The sequence below is a fragment of the Lujinxingia vulgaris genome (assembly GCF_007997015.1).
GTDB lineage: Bacteria > Myxococcota_A > Bradymonadia > Bradymonadales > Bradymonadaceae > Lujinxingia > Lujinxingia vulgaris.
The window spans coordinates 88378-110754 of sequence record NZ_VOSM01000011.1 but is presented as its reverse complement, the minus strand read 5'-3'; the positions used below and the strand labels follow the sequence as shown (position 1 = coordinate 110754).

Sequence of the window (22377 nt, the reverse complement as noted above, 5' to 3'; positions counted from 1 at the left end):
GCGCGTCCGCTCTTAAGGCTCAGACCTTACGCACCGCGGTGGGTGAGCTTCTCCACCTGGTCAAGGCGCGGGTGCCCGTTGCGGAAGTCCTCCGCCGTCAGGCCCTTGCCGCCGTTGGCCTCGTCCATCTTCTGCAAGGTGCGCACGATGGCGTAGATCGAGGCCAGCACATCGCCGGTATGACCCAGCTCCGAGACGGTGTGCATGTTGCGAATCGGGAACCCGATCGAGGTCGCCGCCGCATCCACGCTCGCCAGGACCGCCGCCATCGCGTCGGTGCCGGTATCGCGGCCGCACACATCGCGCTGCACCGGGATCTCATGGGCGATCGAGGCCTCTTCAAAGAGGCGGTTCAAGAACTCGCTGGCCACCGCGCCCACGCTCAGCGTGTAGCCCTTGCCCATCTTCAGAGGGGTGAAGCGCTTGTCGCCCACACCCGGGGCCGCCTCAAGGTCGTGGTTCACGTCCACGCCGATCACCACATCGGGCTTCAGCTCGCCAGCGAGCACCCGGCTGCCGAAGCGGCCGATCTCTTCGTGGGTGGCGATGGCAAAGAGCACGCGCACATTCTTAAGCCCGCCCTCTTCCGCCAGGATGCGCGCGCACTCCGCGCTCACAAAGCAACCCAGACCGTTGTCCAGGTACGCCCCGGTGAAGCTGTCCGGACCAAACCCACGACGGATGGGGCGATCGAGCAGGATCGGATCGCCGGCGCGGATCCCCAGCTTCTCAACCTGCTTCTTACGATCGTCGCCGTGAAGGCCCAGCTCCAGATAAAGCTGCTCGGGCTTCAGTCCCTTATCACCGCTGCGCACCGCGCTGTCGGCGAAGTGAATCGCGCCCAGCGCTTCGATCGTGCCCCCGCGGATCTCGCGGTAGTTGCCCGGCTTCTCCGGATCTTCGCTGAAGAGGATCACTTCGTTGCCCAGCAGGGTCAGCGGCAAGAAGGAGTCGCTGTTGATCCAGATCTTGCCGTCGTCGGAGATGCTGCGCACCTGCATGCGGATCTTGTCGGCGTGACCGATGATCATCACCGTGAGGCGATCGTCCTCACCCGGGTGCGTGTCGAGCACCAGACCGGCGTTGCCGCGGAACTGATGCACCGCCCAGCCTTCCATCTTCACCTTGTCGAAGCGTGGCTTGAGCACCCCGTAAGTCATCGCGCCTTCCAGACCGATGGGGCTGGGGGCGGCGAGTATGTCGCGCATAAAGTTAAACTGCGCCTCGGGCATCGACTCGTTCCACGGTTGCTTCGTCTCGCTCATAATCTCACTCATCTTGGGTTGCGTGAACTTCCGGGCTCAACCTAGTGACCACACAGGTCGCTGGCAACGCTCGATTATGACGCGCCGCACCATGCCCGGGTTCTTCAGAGAAGTTGCGCGCACCGCACGCTCAAATGCGCGCGGCCAGCGTCTGCAAACGCTTGAGGTAACCCGAATCATCCACACGGCGCACACCGCGCACCCGCAAATCCAGGAAATGCTCCACCGAGGCCAGGTCCATCGCCTCTTCGGCCCCCTGCAGCTCGGTCGAGTCGCGCTCCCAGACCCGCACCACCGCGTAGAGCAGGTAGGCCAGCTCATCGACCAGTCCGCGCATCTCCAGGCTCGCTGTGGCCTGCTGCAAGCTCAGCACCCGATCGACCTTCGCCGAGAGCTCGCCCAACATCTGGGCCAGCTCATCGGCACGCGCCTTCTCCTTGCCCTTCACCTCATCGAGCAGCCCGCTCAAATACGCAAAGAAGCCACCGTGCACCTTGTAGCGATGCATATCGCGCAACACCTGCATATACAGCGTGTTGTGGGTGCCCTCCCAGTTCTCATAGACGATCGCGTCGCGCAGAAGACGCGGCAGCACCGAGAAACTCTCAATGGCCCCGTTGCCGCCCAGCACCTCAATGCCCTGCACACACGCCCAGCGCGCCGACATCGCCGTGCGCGACTTGTTGATGTTGATGGCCATGCGCAAAAACTGCCCCTCGCGCTCGCTGGCCTTCCCATCATCGAGGCGATCCTGGAGCGCCGTCAGGTGGAAGTTCGCCGAGACCATCGCCTCAAGCTCCGCGCGCACATCGGCCAGGGTCTCCTGCACCAGCGGATAGTTGATGATCGCCTGGCCAAAGGCCTCCCGATAGTCCGCGTAGAGCTTGGCCGTAATGTACGCCCGGCGCATCACCCCGCAGCACCCCACCGCGTTATAAAGCCGCGAGGTGTTGATCACGAGGTTCATCATATGCTTGAACCCCTCGCCGACCTCCCCCATATGAACGGCCCGTGCGCCGCGGAAATCGCACTCGCCAGACGCCATCGAGCGCGTGCCCAGCTTATCTTTGAGCCGACGCACATAAAATTCATTAACCGACCCATCGTCGAGCTTGCGCGGCACCAGAAAAAGCCCCAGCCCACGGGTGCCCTCGGCCCCCAGCTCCTCCATCCGCGCGGTCATCAAAAAGACGTCGGCGTCGATGTTTGAGCAGAACCACTTCTCGCCATAGATGCGGTAGCTGCCATCATCCTCGCGCACCGCCCGGGTGCCGTTGGCGCCCACATCGCTGCCACCCTGAATCTCGGTCAAGAACTGCGCCCCCTCCAGGTGATTGGCATACTCAGCATCGAGAAAGCCCGGCAAATACCTCGCCTTCAGCTCCTCGCTCCCCAACTCCTGCAAGACGCGAATCACCCCCGCGGTGCACGCCAGCGGGCAGTTATGCCCGGCCTCCCCGTTGAGGCTTGAGAGGTAGAAGCGGCTGAGCGCCCCCATATTATTGGGATGCTCCGCATACGCTGCCATCACCCCCGAGCCGTAAATATATCGTCCGGCCTCATGGTAGGTGGGGTGATGATCGATCTGCTCGACCCGCTCCCCAAACCCCGTGTAGCGGCTGAGCTGTGGTAGATTCGTCGTCTCATTGTTTTTGCGCACCACCTCATCAAGCTCACCGAGCACCACCTCCCCGAACGCATCGAGCGCCTCCTCCAGCGCCTCCAGCCGCTCGGGCCGCGCGTAGCGCCGAATCACCCGCTGAAAATGGGCGTCGGCCTGGTAGGCATTATGGCGCTGCGCCTCCCCAAAATTATTAAGCGCCTGACGTCCACGCGCATTGGGCTTCGGCGTCTCAAAGCCGGGATCGATCGAGTCGGCCATCGTCTCACTCCTTCGATGCGCCCGACGGGTAAGCGAGCGCTCACGTTTGGTGGTTTTTGCAACATCTCAGGGCGATGCGCGCCGTGCGACTGCGCTCGGCACCATCGGACCGGGCAAACCTACACACCGCAGACAAACACCGCAAAGCCCCCGAATCTCTTCCTCACACGCTCACCCCGGCACCGCACCGAACTGCTGGTAGAGCATGTACATCAACGCCACGATCAGCAGGATGAGAATCAGACTCATCATCGTCACGATCGTCATCGGCGCGACCAGCGGCTCTGGAAAGATAAGCCCGATCAACCCCTCGCGCCGCGGCGGAAGCCGCGGCCGCTCCGAGTCCTCCGGCTCCAGCAACATCAGCGGCAGCGGGCTGCGCTCCCCGGTCGTATCCAGCGCCTCGCGCTGCGGCGGGATGTACACCGAGGCATCCGGATCGCGCACAAGCTGCGTCTCGCGCATCCGCCGAAGCCGGTCGCGCACCTTGGCCGCATCGCGCGGCCGGCGCTCAACCTCTTTCTCCAGAAGTTCGCAGGTCAACTCAATGACCTCCTCCGGCACCGCCGCCCCCACCCGCGCCCGCAAATTGGGCAAAGGTTCGGTCTTATGCGCGCGCATCAGCGCCAGATCATTATCCCCCTTATACGGCGCCTCTCCCGTCAACGCCGTAAAGAGCAGCACCCCCAGGCTATAGAGATCGCTGCTGGCCGAGGGCCGCTTCCCGTCCACAAGCTCCGGCGCAATGATCCCGGGCGTGCCCGCGACCTGCCCACCCTGCGTCAACTCCCGATCGCGGGAGAGCAGCTTGGCCACCCCGAAGTCCAGCAGCTTCACATGGATCCGCCCGTCGCGCTGTCGGGTGAGCATGATGTTATCGAACTTCAGATCCCGGTGAATGATCTGCTGGCCGTGCGTCTCAATGAGAGCCTCACACACCTGGGCAAAGACCTCCAGGATGTCGGCCAGCTTCAAGTGCCCCCGCCGCAACGCCTGGCGAAAGGTCACCCCGTCGACGTACTCCATCACAAGGTAGGTCAGCCCGCCGGCGTCGGTGCCCGAGTCGATCAGCTGCACCACATGCGGGTGCGCAATGCCCGAGACCAGCTCCACCTCCAGCTGAAAGCGCTCCACCAGCGAGGGATCGCCGGTGAGCGTGGGCTTGAGCACCTTCACCGCCACCGTGCGGTTCACCGAGAGCTGACAGGCTTCAAAGATAATGCCCATCCCCCCGGCGTTGAGCACCCGGTCCAGACGGTAGCGTCCCTCCAGCACTCGACCCACCAGCATCTGCGGGGTGTCGAGTGGCTGCGTCGAAGAGCGCCGCCTCGGTGGCGTTTTGTCGGTGGGCTGCGTGGTCATCGTCAGACGCTCGCGGGGCTGCCAGCCTTCATCCATCCAACATCATCAAAGAGGCCCCACCATAAACCCTCTGCGCTCAGGCCACAAAGCCCCCGCGCTTATCACCAGATCACGAAGGGCGCCGCAGGCAAAGCCTGCGGCGCCCCTACTCCGTGCGATCGTAAAAACCTGGTGCGACGCGAGCGCGCGCCCGGCGCGCGCCCCCACCCTGAACTTAAGCCCGGGAGGTGTTCATCGGCGAATCCCCGCCGCGCAAGATCGCGCCGAGCCCGGTCTGGCTGGGCATCTTCTCATGGGGCAGCACCACCACCTCGCCGCCCATCTCGATGACCACCTCGGCCAGCTCATCGTAGACATCCTTGGCCAGGGCCTGCTCACTCTCTTCGGCCCCGTCGTCGAGCTCATGGACCTGCCCCAGCTCGCGGTCGAAATCCCCGCGCATCTGCGCACTCTCATCGAGCAGCAGCATATGCACGCGCCCCTCAACCACCCGACGCGCGACCTGCGAAAGATCGATCTCGGCGCTGCCCTTGCCGTAGCTGCGCTCCCAGAGCTCCAGCGCTCGCTCCACCCGGGACTGAGCCTGGGCCTCAACGATCGGCCAGGCGCGCTGGTGAATCTCCGCGTCGCTCCAGAAATGCACGTTGCCCTCAATCCCCGACTCCACAAGCTGCGAGAGCCCGGCGCTGCGCGCGGCGTCGTGGAAGATCGGATGGCAGAAGTCCACCGCCGCAAGGATCAGCGGCCCCTGCGCCTCCCCCAGATAGTCGGCGATCGCCTCACTGACCCGCGTAAAATACTGCTTCAGATACGCCTTATGCTGATCGCGCCCGCCGCCGTGACCATGCACCATCGGCGACATAAACCCGCCCGGACGGCCGTTGCGCGGCCCGGTCGCCGAGCGCAGCATCAGCCCGTCCTGATCTTTCTCCTCTTCGAGCTTGAGCGCGTCATGAAGATCGCGGGGCAGATTCTCAACCTCCACCGGCGAAGCCCCCGAGACGCTGCCCTCCCAGAAGTTGACCTGCTCCTCGCCAATGGCCAGCACCCAGTAGTTCGCCGGCGTGGCCAGCATCCCCAGCAAGGGACGCGTGTGGAAGTTGTCGCCCACCACCACCTCATCCTCAAAGGTGCGCGGCAGCCAGTAGACCCGCTGAAACTCCGGCGAGACAAAGAGCGCTACGCCCTCCCCCGACTGATTCCAGAAGTCGCGATCCTCAACCATCGCATAGAGAGGCTTGAGCATCGCCTCACTCCCCTCGGCGTCGAGCACCTCGGCCGCCTTGATCCTCCGCTCCGCCTCCTCCAGATGCCCACGCAACTTCAGACGGTTGACCTTCCCCGTCATCTCCCGGCGCTCCACAGGCATGTAGATCGAGATCGCCGGGGTGGCGTTGACACCCACCAGCTCGCGAAATTCGGTCGTCCCAAAGCGGTCCATACGTACTCCTTCATCCGTTGGATTGATGTGCAACAGAGGCTCCCCACCACCGCCTCCGACGCCTCCCTGGCGCTCTCGAAGTTGTAAGACCGAAGCCCCCCACGGCAAGCTGCGCGGCGCCCCATTCCCCTTTAGTTTCAAGACGTTACAAGCCCTCACCCCGCCCCCACGCCCCCCAAAAAACGCCCCGACCCAACGCGAGCTGCGCTCATCATCCCCCTCTCTTACACTGAGCTCAGGCCGAAGGCTTCGCGCCCGCGCCCGCGCGCGTCCCATTCTCCAGGTTTTCCCTCATCCCCGGCCCCGGCACGCCCTCCACCCGCACCGGCGTCTCCAGGTAAAGCGACTGGCTGGGGAAGGCAAACGAGCCCCCCTCTTCGTTGACAATGTCCATCATCGCAAAGAAGAGCCGCTCGCGGATCGCGTGCCACTGATACCAGGTCGTCGCCCGCGCAAAGCAATGCACATAGATGTCCAGCGAGCTGGCTCCAAAGCCGGCAAAACTCACCACGAACTGCGTGTTATCCACGCCCTCATCCTCACCGAGAAGCTCGCGGATTCGCTCGATGATGCGCTCGATCACCGCCTTCGAAGTCCCGTAGGTCATGCCCAGGGTCGTGGAGATCGCAATAACCCCCTCTTTGCTCAGGTTCGCCACCGCCGTCGTAGCAATGTCGGCGTTGGGCACCGTAATGATCGTGCGATCAAACGTGCGAATCTGCGTGGAGCGAAGCCCGATCTCCACCACGCGCCCCTTCCCGTGCTCCGACTCCACCAGGTCGCCGATCGTAAAGGGGCGATCGGTGAGGATCATCACCGACCCAAACCAGTTCGAGAGCGTCGACTGCGCCGCCAACGCAAACGCAAGCCCCCCCAGCCCCAAACCCGCGATGAGGCTGGTCACATCGTAGCCCCACTGCTGAATGACGGTGATCACCATCACCACCAGCACCGCCAGCCGCATCACCCGCTTCAACAGCGGCACCAGATGATCATCGATGCCCGAATCCGTACGCCGGGCCAGCGCCTCCAGATACGCCCCGATCGCATCGACGACGTTGAAGATCATCCAGGCCACAAAGACCGTGCCCATCGTCTGCAGCACCAGCACCGTGACCTGATGCAACGCCTCGGGCACCTGCAGGATCAGCACCGCCGCGTAGGTCGCAACCAGGTTAAAGAGCCACCCCATCGGCCTGCGAATCGCCGCGAGCAGGCGATCGTCAACATCGGTCTCGGTGCGCGCGGCTAACTTCTTCAGCGGCCGCATCAGCCGGTCGAGCAACGTGGTGCGCATCAAGATGCCCGCCATCAGCACCACGCACGCAAGCCCCACCCGCCAGATCGCGATATCGAGCACATTGAGCGCCATCACATCGTCGATCACCGCCTCATAACTCGGCAGCGGCGAATGCCCGGTCGCAGTACTCTCCACCCCGCTGGCTTCCGCGCCCGTATCCTGAGCAAAGGCTCGCCCGACGCTCAGGCACATCAGCGCCCCGCTCGCCAGACCCACCCTCATCGCTCGACTCAACATGCTGCGCGTCCCTTGCATCATCGCTGCTCCGCTCGTTGTCGGTTTCAGAAAGTCATGAATTGAATACGTCGACCCATTCCGGCCCAAACTTCAACCATCGTGCGGGGACGAACACAAACCGACCATCAAGACGAAAAAGATCGAAGGGATGATGGATCACTTCGCAAATCCATTCGCCTATATCGACGCCATAGTCTGCGGCTTCCGGGATGTTTTCCGCTCGAAAGATCTCGGCATACACCATAGCGACCCTTCCAGGCCCAAACACATCGGGTGCCTCATCGTGTACCATGGCAAGATCTCCCCATCGAAAATCTGGAAGTGACCGAAAAATCGCCTCAGCTTCATCATTGCGACACCGGCGCCGTGCTTCAGCTTCACGATGAAGCAAGTGTGGCACGTCCTGCGCAAGACCACAGTACATGGCTAAAAACGCGCCATAGTTCTCCAGGAGCTCCGGCGTTCTCCCCTCATGACGTATCACGCGTGTGAAGGTGCGGCTCATCAACCACATGGGGAGGTCGCACCATAACTTCGCGTCCAACAGTTCACGTAACTCAAGAGGATCGTCGACGCGTTCCCATACCCGAAGCAATTCGCGGTAGGAGTTCTCCCAGTCGTTCTCCGTCGTCGGAGGATCGGCATTCAGCCTCGATTGATAACGCCGGGCGACGTTGAGTAGGTTCTTAGACATGAGAACGCTCGACGTTTGGGCAAATCCTTAAAAAAGGTTTATCCCCAAATCCCAGACACAAAAAAACCAGCGCCCTCTCAGGCCCTGGTTCTTTTGATGATGCGGAAGGGGGGAGTCGAACCCCCACGGGCTTTTACGCCCACTGGATCCTTAGTCCAGCGCGTCTACCAATTCCGCCACTTCCGCCCGCTGCGTCGGGGGTTTCCCCCTCAGCGAGCTTGACGGTGTATAGGCAGATGCTCCGGAGGTGTCAATCAGAAAAATGCACGCCCCCCTAAAAATTTTACGCGCTGTCGGAAGCCCCGCCGCGCCAATACCCGGGCGCGACGATCATAGGGCCACACACGCCACGTGGAACCCGCTGAAACACAACAAGAAACCGCCCCTCACACCTCAATAATGCTCCAAAATACGACGCTCCGATCGCCGCGCCGGAGTCGGCGTTGTTTCAATCGCGCGCAGGCGCTAGGATCCGCCCACTTTATATGGCTTCTTTTTCCCGGCGGCCTCCCCGCCCCTGCTCGGAGTCTCCTGTGCGATCTTCCCATCTTCCCCACCTCCTCGCCGCGCTGCTGATTGCGCTGGCCAGCCTCACAGCCTGTTCCGAGCCCGATGGCCCGGCCGATACCCCCGACGCCGGCGACGAAGACACCTCCATCGACGACGTCGGCCCCGACGCCGACGCCGACGCCGGCCCGCAGAGCTGCGAGTTCCAGTCGGAGTGCGCCCACGGCACCTACTGCGACACCGAGGCCGGTGAGTGCGTTCCCGCCCCCGACTGCCCCGGCCGCCAGCACTGGGCCTCCTGCGTGGAGGCATTCGGTGAGATCGCCCCCGAGCTCGCCCGCCGCACCAGCTGCATCGAAGAAAAATGCGTAGTGCACTGCTCGCTCGATACGCACTGCCCCGCCGGCAACGTCTGCACCAACAATGGCCAATGCCTCCCCTTCACCGGTGAGATCACCGGCGAACACCCGGGCGGCGATACCCCCGCACCGCTTCAGGCCGGCGTCGCCAACGTGCTGATGAAGTTTCCCATCGGACTCTCGATGGGCGGCTACGGCAGCCGCGCGGCGATCAACGCCGGGCGCTACGTCGAGTCGCTGCGCCCCAGCCGTGGCCAGATGCACGGCCTCTACGCCCGCGGCCTGGCGCTCGACGACGGCACCCGCCAGCTGATCCTGCTGCGCGCGCCCATCATCTTCCCCTCCGGCGCCCTGCATGAGGCCGTCGCACGCCGACTTCAAGAAGAGACCGGCCGCGACTGGCGCTCAAGCCTGGTGCTCAGCGGCACGCACACCCACTCCGGCCCCGGCCGCCACTGGCATCTGCCCGCCGTCGAAGACGCTGCCATCCGCCTGGGCGTGCTGGGCACCGATGAGTTCAGCCAGGAAGCCTTTGAATGGCTCACCGACTCGTTTGCCGAAGCCGCCCTGGCCGCCCTCGACGATCTGGCCCCGGCGCGCATGGGCTGGGAAGTCGTCGAGAGCTTCGACGTCGACGACGCCATCTCCAGCGATCGCTGGGGCGCCACGCCCGCTTTCGATGATAACCGCGTGCTGATGCTCCGCGTCGACGACCTCGACGGCAACCCCCGCGGCGTGCTGGTGAGCTTCGGCAGCCACGGCACCCACAACTCCGGCGACTACATGACCGGCGACGCCCTGGCCGGCGTGGAGCGCGGCCTGGAAAAAGCCCTCGGCGAGCATTACGACCGCTTCGTGCCCGTGATGTACTTCAACCAGAACGGCGGCACGATGTCGCCCCGCGGCGACCGCTACGGCCACCGCGGCCCTCAGATCTTCGAGCGCATCGGCCAGCACTTCGCCGAGCGCGTCATTGAGCCCCTTACCCAGATGGAGACCACCACCGAGTGGAGCTTCAAGGGCCACACCCAGCGCTTCTCCATCCAGTACGACGACCTGGGCTATGAGCCTGGCGAGTTCGGCATGGAAAACAGCCCCACCCACGAGGGCGAGTTCTACCATGGCGCCTTCCAATGCGATCTTCCCGAAGATGGCGACCCGGCGACCTACGCAACCCCCGGCGAGTTCGGCTGCCAGGGCATCCACCAGATCGCCTTCCACCGCCCGGTGACGCTCTTTGGCAAAAGCCAACTCACCGCGCTGCAGCTCAATGACCTGACCATCGTCACCATGCCCGGTGAGCTGGCCATGGAGCTGGGCTGGGACATCCAGCGCGCCCTGCGCGACGCCTGGGGCATCGATCCTTTCAACTCTTTCACCTGGGGCTACGCTCAGGATCACCTCCTCTACCTCTCGCCGACCAACGTGCGTGGCGAGCGCCCGCCCTTCCCCGGCCACTCGCTGGTGGGTGACCTCGACGACTACCCCGACTTCACCTTCAGCTTCCTGCAAGGTGGCTATGAGGCGCAGATGGGCACCTGGGGCTACAAGTTCGGCGACTACCTGGTCGATCGCGCCGTCGAAGCCGTGGGCATCATGCGCGGCGAAGACGTCACCGTCAGCGTGCCGGAGCCCCTGCCCGATGAGTTCGCCCCCACCGGCCAGCCCACCTTCCCGATGGATCCGAGCGACCCCGATGATGTGGGCCGCATCATCGACCAGCCCCCCGCCCAGGTGGAGCGCCGCCAGGCCATCGACATCACCTGGCGCGGCGGTGACCCGGGCGCCGAGTTGTTCCAGGCCCCGCGCATCGCGCTGGAGCGTGCCGACGGCCAGGGCGGCTTTGAGCCCGTCCTCCTCCCCAGCCGCGCCCCTTACGATAACCGCGAGCCCGTCTTCATGACCCGCATCCGCCAGGGCGAAGACGACGCCTGGGAGTGGGGTGCCTACTGGGAAGAGACCAAAGACTTCCCGCTGGGCACCTACCGCTTCCGCATCGAAGGCCACTACCTCAACGCCGACACTGGCGAGCGCACCCCCTACAGCGCCACCACCGATAGCTTTGAGATCGTGCCCTCCACCGCCATGGTCATCGACCAGATCGAGGTGCTCACCCCCACCATCTTTACGGCGCGCGTCTCCTACCCGCCGGCCACCGAAGTCCTGACGGCCGGTCCGAGCGAAGATCGCGCCAAACTCGTCGGCTCCTTCCGCATGCACCACCCCGAGGTTGCCTCCGGCCTTCCCATTCCCGTGATGGCCGACACCGAGTTCGACGCCCTCACCGGCGAAGTTCGCCAGGGCCAGAGCGCGCTTACCTTTGCGGAAGTGACCGTGACCACCGCGCCGGAGACGGTTGAGGGCCGCAACAACGTGCCCGTCACCCGCGTCACCGTCACCCTCGACGGCGACCTGAGCGAAGGCGACGCCGACTTCGATCTGCAGCTCACCGACACCCTGGGTAACAGCGGCGAGCTCCTCACCACCCTGAACGTGGATCTTCCATGAGCATCCTCGATCACCGCACCGCCTGGCTGGCGGTGGGGTTAGGCCTGACGCTCGGCGTCGGCTGCAAAAACCCCACCGTCAACGCCCCGCCCCCCAAACCCACCATCGAAGATGCCCTGGGGCTGTGGGCCATCGACGCCTACCGCCTCGATGAGCAGGGCTGCACCCCGCAGCCCACCCAGGCTCCCATGGCCGGCATCGAAGCGCGCCGCGCCAGCAGCGAACTTCCTGCCGATACGCAGCCCGAGGCGCCGGCCGAAGCATCAACCGACGCCGGCGCCGAAGCTGACGCAGCCCCACCGACCCTCGAGCTCGCGGACTGCCCTGATTTTTCCAGCTGCGCCGATCTCACTCGCCCCGAAGATCGCCTCACCTGGAACGACGACAACGCCACGGCCAGCGCCAGCCACACCTACGCTTCGCCTGCCACCCGTGGCGAGCTCGAGAGCTGGTGCCGGGTCGGCCGCGTCGACGCCGAGTTCATCCTCGACGGACCCGCCGCCCGCCACACCCGCCAGCGCTACGAAACGGTGATCGCCCTCGAGGGCGACCTCGAATGCACTCCCCAGCTCGCCGAAGACCTGGGCGACGAGACCCCCTGCGTCACCTCCGAGGTCTTCGAACTCGTCCCCTACGAGCCCATCCCAGAGGCCAACTCGGCCACGGCCGGCGAACCCGAAGCCTCACTCGACTGAAGATCGCGCCGCGCGAACGACCGCAACGTCCTCGCCAACCCGGCACACCGCCAACCTTCAGCCGATCTTTCTAAATAAAGAAGCCCCGGCAGCTGACGCTGCCGGGGCTTCTTTCGTTCATCGCTTCTTAAGAGCGGGCGCGAACCTCTCGCCCGCCCTCACTGACCTCACTCACACTGCCCGCTGGCCGAGCAGCTCAGACCGCTGGGGCAGTCGCAGTCATCGTCGCACTGCGCCACGCTCCCGGAGGGCTCTTCGCACATGCCGGTGTCCATGTCGCAGACCTGACCGGTGCCGCACTGCTGGTTGCAGCTGCAGGGCGTCTCGCAGCTTCCGTCGACGCAGATCTCGTTACGGGCGCACTCGGCGGTCGCGCGGCACTCCACGTTGGGATCTTTGACGCAGTAGTTGAGGCTTGAGCAGATGAACCCGTCACCGCACTCCGCGTCGCTCTGGCAGGAGGGCTCGCAGGACGCTTCCACGCAGATGTTACCCGCGGCGCAGTCACCGCTACGGCGACACTCCACCACTTCGCACAGCCCCTGACGGCAACGCTCGTTGGCGCCGCACTGCGCGTCATCGGAGCAGGTCGCCTGGCACTGACCATCGACGCAGCGCGCATCGGAGTCGCACTCTTCATTGAAGACGCAGCTCTCATTCTGGCGCACGCACTCGCCATCGATGCAGATCTCGCTCGACGAGCAGTCGTTGCGATCGACGCACTCCGGCGCGTCCACGTCCACGCAGCTCAGGTTGCGGCAGACTTGCCCGTTGGGGCAGGGGTTGTTGGTGCCGCACTCCGCGCTCTGCGGTCCGACGCACTCGTTATTCACGCAGCTCTCACCGAGCTGGCAGTCGTTGGCCCGCACGCACTCCAGCTCCGGCGAGGGGTTGCAGGTGCGAAGCTCCGTCTCACCGATGTTGGGCAAGCACTGAGCCGAGACACCCGTCTCACCGCTGATGTTGATGCAGCTGAACCCGGCCGGGCACTCGTGGTTGTACTCACACGCCCGTCCACAGACCTTCTCACCGGTGTTTGTGGCCTGGTCGTAGTTGAGGCGAATGCAAAGCGCGCCATCTTCCACACAATCCGCCGACGACTCACACGCCTGGCAAAGACCGGATTCGCCGCGCACATCGGTGTCGGCCGCCTCACAGCGGTTGCCCACGCAGATCTGGCCCTCACCGCACTCCACATCGCTGTAGCACTCCGCCGAGTCCCACGGGTCGGTGTAGGGATCATCGGGGTAGTACGTCTCATCGCAGGTCGTGGTGCAGGTCGTCTCGATCCAGGTCTCATCCCAGCACTGCCAGGCGTCGCAGTAGGTTTGGACCATCTCGTAGTCGTAGCAGTCCACGTCGCAATCGTCGTCGTGGTAATCGGTCTCCGAGACAATCAAACAGCCCGGCAGCAGCGCTGCGACCACCAGCGTCGCTAACAGTCTCCACATCGCGTTGGCGTTCATCTTCTCTCTCCTCATCGTTATGGCGTGTGGCCGGCTGGCCAGAAAGCTCGCTCGGGGTCTCGGTTTACATCGTCGACACCCTTATCGACGACGCCCGAATTTTCTTTATTCAATCCGATCTTCATTCGGATCGCCAACTCAGTGCGATCAGACGCGCCCCCACTTTAACATCTCATTACACACGCGCGCTCGCCGCCCCTGGCCACATTCGCCCTCGTCTCGCATCTCCATAAACGCATCCTCTGGCAGCCGGACGCGCACCTCTTGCGTTCCCACCACATCGCGATCAGCCGCATAAATAAACGACTTCATCACCATTGATCTCGCTGACCTTCCGCGTCACGCGGGCGTCGCAACCACCTTCGCACAACGCAGCGCGTTCCCAAACAAGCGTCCTCCCGACGCGGATACCCTTTGCCTCTCAACCTTTTGACGCCCCTCCTACACTTCGCTACCCTTACGCAGTTGCGAGCAGTTTTCGGATCGCCCCGGCGAAAGGGTCGATTCGAGCTTCACTCCTCGCCAACCGGTGTTCACGCTCACTGACCCACGCTTGCCGACGGATAGATTCATGATCCAGCCATCCCTCTTCGCCCGCCGCCCCTCCGGCCTGACGCTGCTTTTAAGTGTCTTCCTCTCCCTCGCGCTCTTCGCCTGTGGCGACGACGAGGGCGACGGCAACATCACCGGCACCGACTCGGCCACCCTCACCGTCAACCCCACCCAGCTCAACTTCGAGCAGGTGGCCATTGGCGACTCCATCGCCGAGCTCATCGTCATCGAGAACACCGGTGAGGCCACCCTCAATGTCAGCAACTTCCAGATCCAGGGCGAGAGCGCCTCGGCCTTTAGCCTGGCCGAAGGCACCCCCTCCTCGTTGAGCCTGGCGCCCAACGAGCTCGCCGAGATCTATGTCGAGTACGCCCCCACGGCCATCGCGGCCTCCAGCGGCACGCTCAACATGCGCTCCAACGATCCGTCTCGGGAATCCTTCAACGTGGAGCTGCGCGCCGACGCGCCCTCCCCCCAGATCTTCACCCCCGAGATCGTCACCTTCGCCCGCACCCCCGAGGGAAGCGAGGAATGGCGCGTCACCGAGATCACCAACATCGGCTACGCCCCCCTTGAGATCGACTCCATCGAGCTCGACGGCCACTCCGACTTCTCCATGACCTTCCCCCAGCCCACCGGCGAAGAGGAAGAAGGCCAGTTCCCCGACCGCGCCAACGACACCACCGTGGCCCCCGAGGTCATCTTGCCCGGTGAGTCGGTCATGGTCCGCGTGATCTTCCTTCCCACCAGCTCGGACTTCCGCACCGCCGAGATCACCATTGAGAGCAACGACGCGGAATCCCCCCGCACCAAGGTGCTGATCTCCGCCAACAGCGACGCCCCCTGCCTGGAAGTCGACGAAGAAATCAACTTCGGTCAGGCCTCCATCGACAACGTCGCGCGCCGCACCATCACCGTCACCAACTGCAGCGCGATCGCCGAGCTGGTCATCGGCGGCGTCGAGTTTGAAGATGACGCCGGCGTCTTCGAAGTCGCCGAATCCAGCCTCCCCGGCAACCTCCCTACCGGCGGCGTCGCCAACATCGGCCCCCGCCAGAGCGCCAACTTCGTGCTCACCTACGCCCCGCTGGAAGAAGTCCTCAACGAGGGCGTCCTCAAGATCACCAGCAACGACGCCGCTCGCCAGTACACCTACGTCGACGTCGTCGGCCAGGGCTCGCTCCTGACCTGTCCCAACGCCCGCGCTCGCGCCCGCGTCCAGGGCACCAGCCGCTGGTTCGACGCTTCTGAAGGCATCGTCGCAAGCCCGCTTGCCACCATCGAGCTCGACGGCAGCATCTCCGACGATCCCGACGGCACCCAGGTCACCTACGAGTGGTCGTTGCGCGACAAGCCGCTCAGCGCCCAGACCCAGATCTCACCCTCCATCACCTCCGAGACCCCCACCCTCTGGCTCCCTTACGCGGGCCGCTACGTGGTGGAGCTCACCGTCTACGACGGCGCCGGTCTCACCTCGTGTGAGCCCGCCGAGCTCTTCATCGATGTGGTCCCCGGTGGCGACATCTGGGTCGAGCTTGCCTGGGATACCGCCTCGGGCGCTCGCACCGACATGGATCTCCACTACCTCAACCTGGAAAACGCCGATCGTTGGAACGCCCGCCCCTGGGATGTCTACTTCGCCAACCGCAACCCCACCTGGAACGACGGCAGCGAGACCAGCCTGGACCGCGATGACCTCTGCTGTGGTGGCCCCGAGAACGTCAACCACAACGAAGCCGTCGCCGGCGACTACGCCGTCGGCGTCTACTTCTACAGCGGCGGCGGAGGCGGCACCGACGTCACCGTCAACATCTACCTGGGTGGCAGCCTCGCTCAGACGCTGACGCGGCGCATGAACGCCAGCCCCGAGTTCTGGTACGTCGCCGACATCGGTCTTCCCGAGTTCAGCGTCACCGTCCACGACGAGCTCTTCCCCGACGGGTATCCCTCGCTCTAAACGCCCTCTCTCCCTTTCCGGGGGGAGCTACATCGGAAACGCAGAGAAGGCCGAAGTCACCGACTTCGGCCTTCTTTTTTAGGCGATTTCAGACCGTGAAAACCCAACATCGACCCCACACTTCTCGGCGCTTCACACATGACTGAATGACGATTCAGCGCGAAGATTGACGCACAACCGCGCGATCCCTATAGTTTTCTCCCCCTGACTCAAGCCTTTTGGCTTCGGCTCCCCGGTCCCTCGTATGGGCGAGCATGTTCACGATCCGAATCGCCCGATCAGGCCAGGGATTTCGAGCGCATGTCAGCCCTAAAGATCCATCGCGTGCCTCTACTCAGAAGACTGACTGATCTAACTCTGCCGACGGATACATCCATGATCCCCATTCCTCGCTTCCCGCGCTCCTCCGGCCTGACGCTGCTCTTAAGTGTCGTTCTCTCCCTCGCGCTCTTTGCCTGCAACGATGACCAGGACGACGGCAACATCACCGGCACCGACTCGGCCACCATCAGCGTGACCCCCTCCCAGCTCAACTTTGAGCAGGTGGCCATCGGCGACTCCATCGCCGAGCTCATCGTCATCGAGAACACCGGCGAGGCCACCCTCACCGTCGACGACTTCCGCATCCAGGGCGAGAACGCCTCGGCCTTTAGCCTGGCCGAAGACAGCCCCTCCTCGTTGAGCCTGGCGCCCAACGAGCTCGCCGAGATCTATGTCGAGTACGCCCCCACGGCCATTGAGGCATCCAGCGGCGTGCTCATCATGAGCACCAACGATCCCGGCAACGAATCCTTCGAAGTGGCGCTCAACGCCGACGCTCCCACCCCGCAGATCTTCACCCCCGAGATCGTCACCTTCGCCCGCACCCCCGAAGGAAGCGAAGACTGGCGCGTCACCGAGATCACCAACATCGGCTACGCCCCCCTCGAGATCGACTCCATTGAACTCGACGGCCACTCCGACTTCTCCATGACCTTCCCCCAGCCCACCGGTGAGGAGCCCGAGGGTCAGTTCCCTGACCGCGCCAACGACACCACCGTGGCCCCCGAGGTTATCTTGCCTGGTGAGTCGGTGATGGTTCGCGTGATCTTTTTGCCGACCAGCTCGGAGTTTCGCACCGCCGAGATCACCATCGAGAGCAACGACGCGGAATCCCCCCGCACCAAGGTGCTGATCTCCGCCAACAGCGACGCCCCCTGCCTGGAAGTCGACGAGGAGATCAACTTCGGCCAGGCCTCCATCGACAACGTCGCGCGCCGCACCGTCACCGTCACCAACTGCAGCGCCATCGCCGAGCTGATCATCGGCGGCGTCGAGTTTGAAGATGACGCCGGCGTCTTCGAAGTCGCCGAATCCAGCCTCCCCGGCAACCTCTCCACCGGTGGCGTCGCCAACATCGGCCCCCGCCAGAGCGTCAACTTCGTACTCACCTACGCCCCGCTGGAAGAAGTCCTCAATGAGGGCGTCCTCAAAATCACCAGCAACGACGCCGCTCGCCAGAACACCTACGTCGACGTCGTCGGCCAGGGCTCGCTCCTGACCTGCCCCAACGCCCGCGCTCGCGCCCGCGTCCAGGGCACCAGCCGCTGGTTCGACGCCTCCGAAGGCATCGTCGCAAGCCCGCTTGCCACCATCGAACTCGATGGCAGCCTCTCCGACGATCCCGACGGCACCCAGGTCACCTACGAGTGGTCGCTGCGCGACAAGCCGCTCAGCGCCCAGACCCAGATCTCGCCCTCCATCACCTCCGAATCCCCCACCCTCTGGCTCCCTTACGCGGGCCGCTACGTGGTGGAGCTCACCGTCTACGACGGCGCAGGTCTCACCTCGTGTGAGCCCTCCGCGCTCTTCATTGATGTGGTCCCCGGTGGCGACATCTGGGTGGAGCTTGCCTGGGAGATGCCTACCGGCGCCCGCACCGACCTCGACCTCCACTACCTCAACGTGGAGAACGCCGACAGCTGGAACACCAGCTGGGATATCTATTTCTCCAACCGCAACCCCACCTGGGGCGACGGAAGCGAAACCAGCCTTGACCGCGACGACACCTGCTGCGGCGGCCCCGAAAACGTCAACCACGATGAGGCCGCTCCGGGTGACTACGCGGTGGGCGTCTACTATTACCCGGGCACCTCTGCCGGTGATAACCCCACCGACGCCCTTATTAACGTCTACCTGGGCGGAACCCTCGCTCAGACCTTTGAGCGTCGTATGAGTAATCAGCGCGAGTTCTGGTACGTGGCCGATCTCAGCATCCCCGATGGTGTCATCACCGCCGTCGATGACCTGGGTAATGGGTTCCCCTCGCTCTAACGCCCGGTCAGCCCATCTAAACGGGTACGACCCATTTTACTGAGAAAAGGCCGAAGTCATTGACTTCGGCCTTTTTATGCGCTCTCCCTTCCGAAAATCACCACAACCGGGGCGATCCTCACCCCGAATGAATCCGAATTCATTCCCCATAAGATTGACGCAAGCTCAAGCTCTGCCTATAGTTTCGCCCCTGACTCAGGTTTGCATGGCTGCGATGTGCTCCGGCCTCCTCCTCATCCGATGACGGCCTGGCTTATGTGTGCCGGCGATAACGCCGCATCAATACGAACGAAGGACGACCACAATGAAGCGACCCTCCCCATCCTATCTGCGCGACGGTAAGAATTTGCTGCTGTTGGCGCTGGCCCTGCTCTTCGTCGTGGGCAGCTCCGCCTGCGGTGATGACAGCATCTCGAGCGGCAAACCGGCAGCTTTCTCGCTGAACCCCAACCCCATCTCCTTCCAGCAGATCGCGCTGGGCGAGGAGATCGCCGAGACGATCATCATCGGCAACAGTGGCGAGGGCGCCCTGCGCATCACCAGCATCGAGATTCTGCAGAACGGCAGCGCTTCGATTGACGCCTTCTACCCCGGCAACAACTGGCCGGAGGGTACGCTCGAAGTTCCTCCCAACTCGGAGTACGACTTCCAGCTGATCTACCGCCCCGAGCAGCCGATCGCCTACGGCGGCATCCTGCGCCTGGTCACCAACGACACCTCGGTGGGCAACCAGGGCACCGTGGATGTCAACATCAGCACCCAGGGCCTCAACCCCGAGATTTTCTCGCCGCCCACCATCAGCTTCCCCCGCGTTCCCGCCGGTGAAGAGCAGTGGAAGTTGGCCCAGGTGGCCAACATCGGCCAGGCCCCCCTTCTCATCGAAGACATCGTGATGAGCGGCAACAGCGAGTTCCGCGTCTCCTTCCCCGGCGCGCGCGACGGCGACGGCGTGCTGCCTCCCCCGGAGCAGGACACCAACGAGTTCCCCTCCGAGCTCGCCCCCGACGAATCCTTTGAGATGCGCGTGTGGTTCAACCCGGCCACCGACGATCCCACCACCGGTGAGATCACCATCTACAGCAACGACCCCAGCCGTGAGGAGTTCCGCATCAACCTCAACGGCAACAGCGGCTCGGCCTGCATCGCCGTGACCGATGAGGACGGCATCGACTTCAACATCGCCACCCTCGATCGCGCCACCAACCGCACCATCACCATCAGCAACTGCTCCCCGGGCTCCGAGCTCAACGTCAGCGAGATCGCGCTCAACGACGACGGCGGCGGCACCTTCAGCCTGCGCCCCGAGAGCCTCCCGGCGCTGCCCATCACGCTTCTGCCTCGTGAGTCGGCCAACTTCGTGCTCACCTACACCCCCGACGAGATCACCACCCACGAGGGCGAGCTGCGCATCCTCTCGGATGACCCTGCCAAGTCCGTGCTGGAGATCCCCCTGATGGGTCAGGGCTCCGACTCGGTCTGCCCCATCGCCGTGGCCACCGCCACCATCCAGGGCTCCAACCGCTACCAGGAAGAGCTCGCCGCAAGCCCCCTGGAGACCATCCAGCTCAACGGCTCCGACTCCTCCGACCCCGACGGCACCAACGTCACCTACGAATGGAGCGTGATCTCGCGCCCGGTCGGCTCGCTCTCGCAGCTGCAGCCCTCCTCGGCCAACGCGCAGCCCACCCTCTGGCTCGACATCGCCGGCACCTACGAGGTGGAGCTGGTGGTCTACGACGAGCTCGGCATGGCCGCCTGTGAGTCCGACATCGTGCGCATCAACGCCGTGCCCGAAGACGACATCCACATCCAGCTCACCTGGACGATTCCCAACGTGCCGCAACCGCGCCGCGGTAGCGCTGGCACCGACCTCGACCTGCACTACCTCAGCCCCACCGGCACCTGGGGTGGCAACCAGGCTGTCTGGTACAACAACACCCGCGCGTTCGGCGCTTCGCTCGACATCGATGACCTCTGGGGCGTCGCTCCCGAGAACATCAACCACAACGATCCGGGCGAAGGCCTGGCCTACTCGGTCGGCGTGCACTACTACAGCGATCGTGGCAACGGCGAGTCCAAGGCCACCGTGCGCTATTACATCAGCCAGCAGCTTGTGTACGAGTATCGCGACAAGTCCCTGACCCAGGCCAAGCAGTTCTGGTACGTCGGTGGCATCCTCTGGAGCAACCCGCCCACGGTCTTTGTGCGCGACGAGTTCATTCAAACGGCGCTGCGCTAATACCGACCAAACGCGCTTGCCTTCGGCAAGCGCGCTGGCCATGATTCGGGCGTCCTCCCCTGTGCGGGAGCGGCGCCCGCGTCTTTTCTTGGCCGCAATTTCACGCTGACTGACTGCCCCCCTGACTTGATGGAGTCTTCTATGAGCACCCCCGAGGTGATGGTCCGCATGCGCATCGGCATGGAGCAGGTTCACTACGCCGGCGATCTTGTCGACGGCGCGATGATGCTCAAACTTTTTGGCGACGTAGCCACCGAGCTGCTCATCCGCCACGACGGCGACGAGGGCCTCTTCCGCGCCTACGACGCCGTGGAGTTTTTAGCTCCGGTCCAGGCCGGCGACTACATCGAAGCAGTCGGCAGCATCACCCACGTGGGCAACTCCAGCCGCAAGATGCGCTTTGAGGCCCGCAAGGTCATTCGCCTCACCGGCAACCCCGACAACCCCGCCGAGGCTGAAGTGCTCGACGAGCCCATCGTCGTCTGCCGCGCCTCCGGCACCTGCGTGGTCCCCGTCGATCGCCAGCGCCGCTGAACCTCTGCCCCCCCCTCAACGACGAGCCCACCATGACTGAGCCCACACCCCTGATCATCACCGCCGCCGTCGTGGGCGCCGAGGTGATGCGCGAGCACACCCCGCATGTGCCTTATACCCCGGTGGAGATCGCCGAGGAGGCCGCCCGCTGCCGCGACGCCGGCGCGGCGATGGTGCACGTGCACGGCCGCCTCGACGACGGCACCCCCACCCAGGATCGCGCCACCTTTGAGAAGATCCTCAACGAGACGCGCCAGCGCACCGACGCCCTGGTGCAGTTCTCCACCGGCGGCGCGGTCTGGATGAGCGTCGACGAACGCATCGAAGGCCTCGATCTCAAGCCCGACATGGCCACGCTCACCACCGGCACGGTCAACTTCGGCGACGACGTCTTCATGAACTCGCTCCCGATGATCCGCCAGATCGCCGCACGCCAGCGCGAGCTGGGCATCGTCCCCGAGATCGAGGTCTTTGATACCGGCATGGTCGACACCGCCCTCAACCTCCTCAAAGAAGGCGTCGTTACCGCCCCCCTGCATTTTGACTTCGTGCTCGGCGTGCCCGGCGCGATGGGCGCGCGCCCGGAAAACCTGCGCTTTCTCGTCGAGATGCTCCCCGAAGACGCAACCTGGTCGGTCGCCGGCATCGGCCGCCATCAGCTCCCCCTGGCCGAGCTGGCCATCGCCATGGGCGGCCACGTACGCGTGGGCCTCGAAGACAACATCTACCTCTCCCGCGGCGTACTGGCGAAAGGCTCCTATGAGCTCGTCGAGCGCGTCGCCGAGCTCGCCGCAGCCGCAAATCGCCCTCTGGCCACCCCGGCTCAGGCCCGCCAGATCCTTCAACTCGATCGTTTTCAGAGCATCTGAATCGCCCCGATCGCATTTGCGCCCCTATTCTCGCGCTAAAAAGGCCTTGCAAATTGCCAGATTGCGCGTAAATAAGGATTGACACGCGATCCGGCCAGCCCTATTCTCGGCCACGATTCGCAGTCCGAAGTCCATGGATACTCACTCAACTCGCATCTTGATGTTTCGCGAGTTGAACCTGGGTTGGAATGGTTTAA

At 64.1% G+C, this 22377-nt stretch carries 15 protein-coding genes and 1 tRNA gene; 7 read left to right on the top strand and 9 right to left on the bottom strand.

Features of this window, described 5'->3' with window-relative positions; translation table 11 throughout:
• Positions 1-26 precede the first annotated feature (26 nt).
• From FRC98_RS17810 to FRC98_RS17780, 7 genes are all read right to left on the bottom strand, one after another.
• On the bottom strand, positions 27-1265 hold the full coding sequence (locus FRC98_RS17810; protein ID WP_146982779.1) for a M20/M25/M40 family metallo-hydrolase: 1239 nt from the start codon (positions 1263-1265) through the stop codon (positions 27-29).
• Between the two features lie 130 nt (positions 1266-1395).
• Complete coding sequence (locus FRC98_RS17805) at positions 1396-3147, bottom strand: acyl-CoA dehydrogenase family protein (RefSeq protein WP_146982778.1); 1752 nt, start codon at positions 3145-3147, stop codon at positions 1396-1398.
• A gap of 171 nt (positions 3148-3318) precedes the next feature.
• On the bottom strand, positions 3319-4545 hold the full coding sequence (locus FRC98_RS17800; protein ID WP_146982777.1) for a serine/threonine protein kinase: 1227 nt from the start codon (positions 4543-4545) through the stop codon (positions 3319-3321).
• A 178-nt stretch (positions 4546-4723) separates the two neighbouring features.
• The gene (locus FRC98_RS17795; RefSeq protein ID WP_146982776.1) at positions 4724-5950 is read right to left on the bottom strand and encodes a baeRF3 domain-containing protein; all 1227 of its coding nucleotides are present in this window, start codon (positions 5948-5950) and stop codon (positions 4724-4726) included.
• 235 nt (positions 5951-6185) lie between these two features.
• Positions 6186-7508: a mechanosensitive ion channel family protein gene (locus tag FRC98_RS17790; RefSeq protein WP_146982775.1), complete on the bottom strand. Its 1323-nt coding sequence runs from the start codon at positions 7506-7508 to the stop codon at positions 6186-6188.
• A gap of 31 nt (positions 7509-7539) precedes the next feature.
• Positions 7540-8181, bottom strand: coding sequence for a hypothetical protein (locus tag FRC98_RS17785; RefSeq protein ID WP_146982774.1), 642 nt, complete (start codon positions 8179-8181; stop codon positions 7540-7542).
• Between the two features lie 100 nt (positions 8182-8281).
• A tRNA-Leu gene (locus tag FRC98_RS17780) sits at positions 8282-8367 on the bottom strand.
• A gap of 347 nt (positions 8368-8714) precedes the next feature.
• Here FRC98_RS17780 and FRC98_RS17775 point away from each other — a divergent pair.
• Both FRC98_RS17775 and FRC98_RS17770 read left to right on the top strand, forming a co-directional pair.
• Positions 8715-11555 (top strand): neutral/alkaline non-lysosomal ceramidase N-terminal domain-containing protein, encoded by a 2841-nt coding sequence (locus FRC98_RS17775; protein ID WP_146982773.1) that lies wholly within the window; start codon positions 8715-8717, stop codon positions 11553-11555.
• Positions 11552-12250 carry a hypothetical protein gene (locus FRC98_RS17770; RefSeq protein ID WP_146982772.1) on the top strand — a complete coding sequence of 233 codons (699 nt, stop codon included), beginning with the start codon at positions 11552-11554 and terminating at the stop codon, positions 12248-12250. Before FRC98_RS17775 ends, FRC98_RS17770 begins: the two co-directional genes overlap by 4 nt.
• A 167-nt stretch (positions 12251-12417) precedes the next feature.
• Here FRC98_RS17770 and FRC98_RS17765 read toward each other — a convergent pair whose 3' ends face one another.
• Both FRC98_RS17765 and FRC98_RS21720 read right to left on the bottom strand, forming a co-directional pair.
• Positions 12418-13716: a hypothetical protein gene (locus tag FRC98_RS17765; protein ID WP_146982771.1), complete on the bottom strand. Its 1299-nt coding sequence runs from the start codon at positions 13714-13716 to the stop codon at positions 12418-12420.
• A gap of 147 nt (positions 13717-13863) precedes the next feature.
• On the bottom strand, positions 13864-14028 hold the full coding sequence (locus FRC98_RS21720; RefSeq protein ID WP_230467748.1) for a hypothetical protein: 165 nt from the start codon (positions 14026-14028) through the stop codon (positions 13864-13866).
• Positions 14029-14287: 259 nt separating this feature from the next.
• On the opposite strand from FRC98_RS21720, the gene FRC98_RS17760 reads away from it, so the two are divergent.
• From FRC98_RS17760 to kce, 5 genes are all read left to right on the top strand, one after another.
• A complete protein-coding gene (locus FRC98_RS17760) occupies positions 14288-16225 on the top strand; it encodes a choice-of-anchor D domain-containing protein (protein WP_146982770.1) in 1938 nt (645 codons plus the stop codon).
• Positions 16226-16600: 375 nt separating this feature from the next.
• Positions 16601-18538, top strand: a complete 1938-nt coding sequence (locus FRC98_RS17755) for a choice-of-anchor D domain-containing protein (protein WP_230467747.1) — start codon at positions 16601-16603, stop codon at positions 18536-18538.
• A gap of 304 nt (positions 18539-18842) precedes the next feature.
• Positions 18843-20777, top strand: coding sequence for a choice-of-anchor D domain-containing protein (locus FRC98_RS17750; protein ID WP_146982768.1), 1935 nt, complete (start codon positions 18843-18845; stop codon positions 20775-20777).
• Positions 20778-20918: 141 nt separating this feature from the next.
• A complete protein-coding gene (gene kal, locus FRC98_RS17745; protein WP_230467746.1) occupies positions 20919-21311 on the top strand; it encodes a 3-aminobutyryl-CoA ammonia lyase in 393 nt (130 codons plus the stop codon).
• A gap of 32 nt (positions 21312-21343) precedes the next feature.
• The gene (gene kce / locus FRC98_RS17740) at positions 21344-22180 is read left to right on the top strand and encodes a 3-keto-5-aminohexanoate cleavage enzyme (protein ID WP_146982767.1); all 837 of its coding nucleotides are present in this window, start codon (positions 21344-21346) and stop codon (positions 22178-22180) included.
• Positions 22181-22377 lie beyond the last annotated feature (197 nt).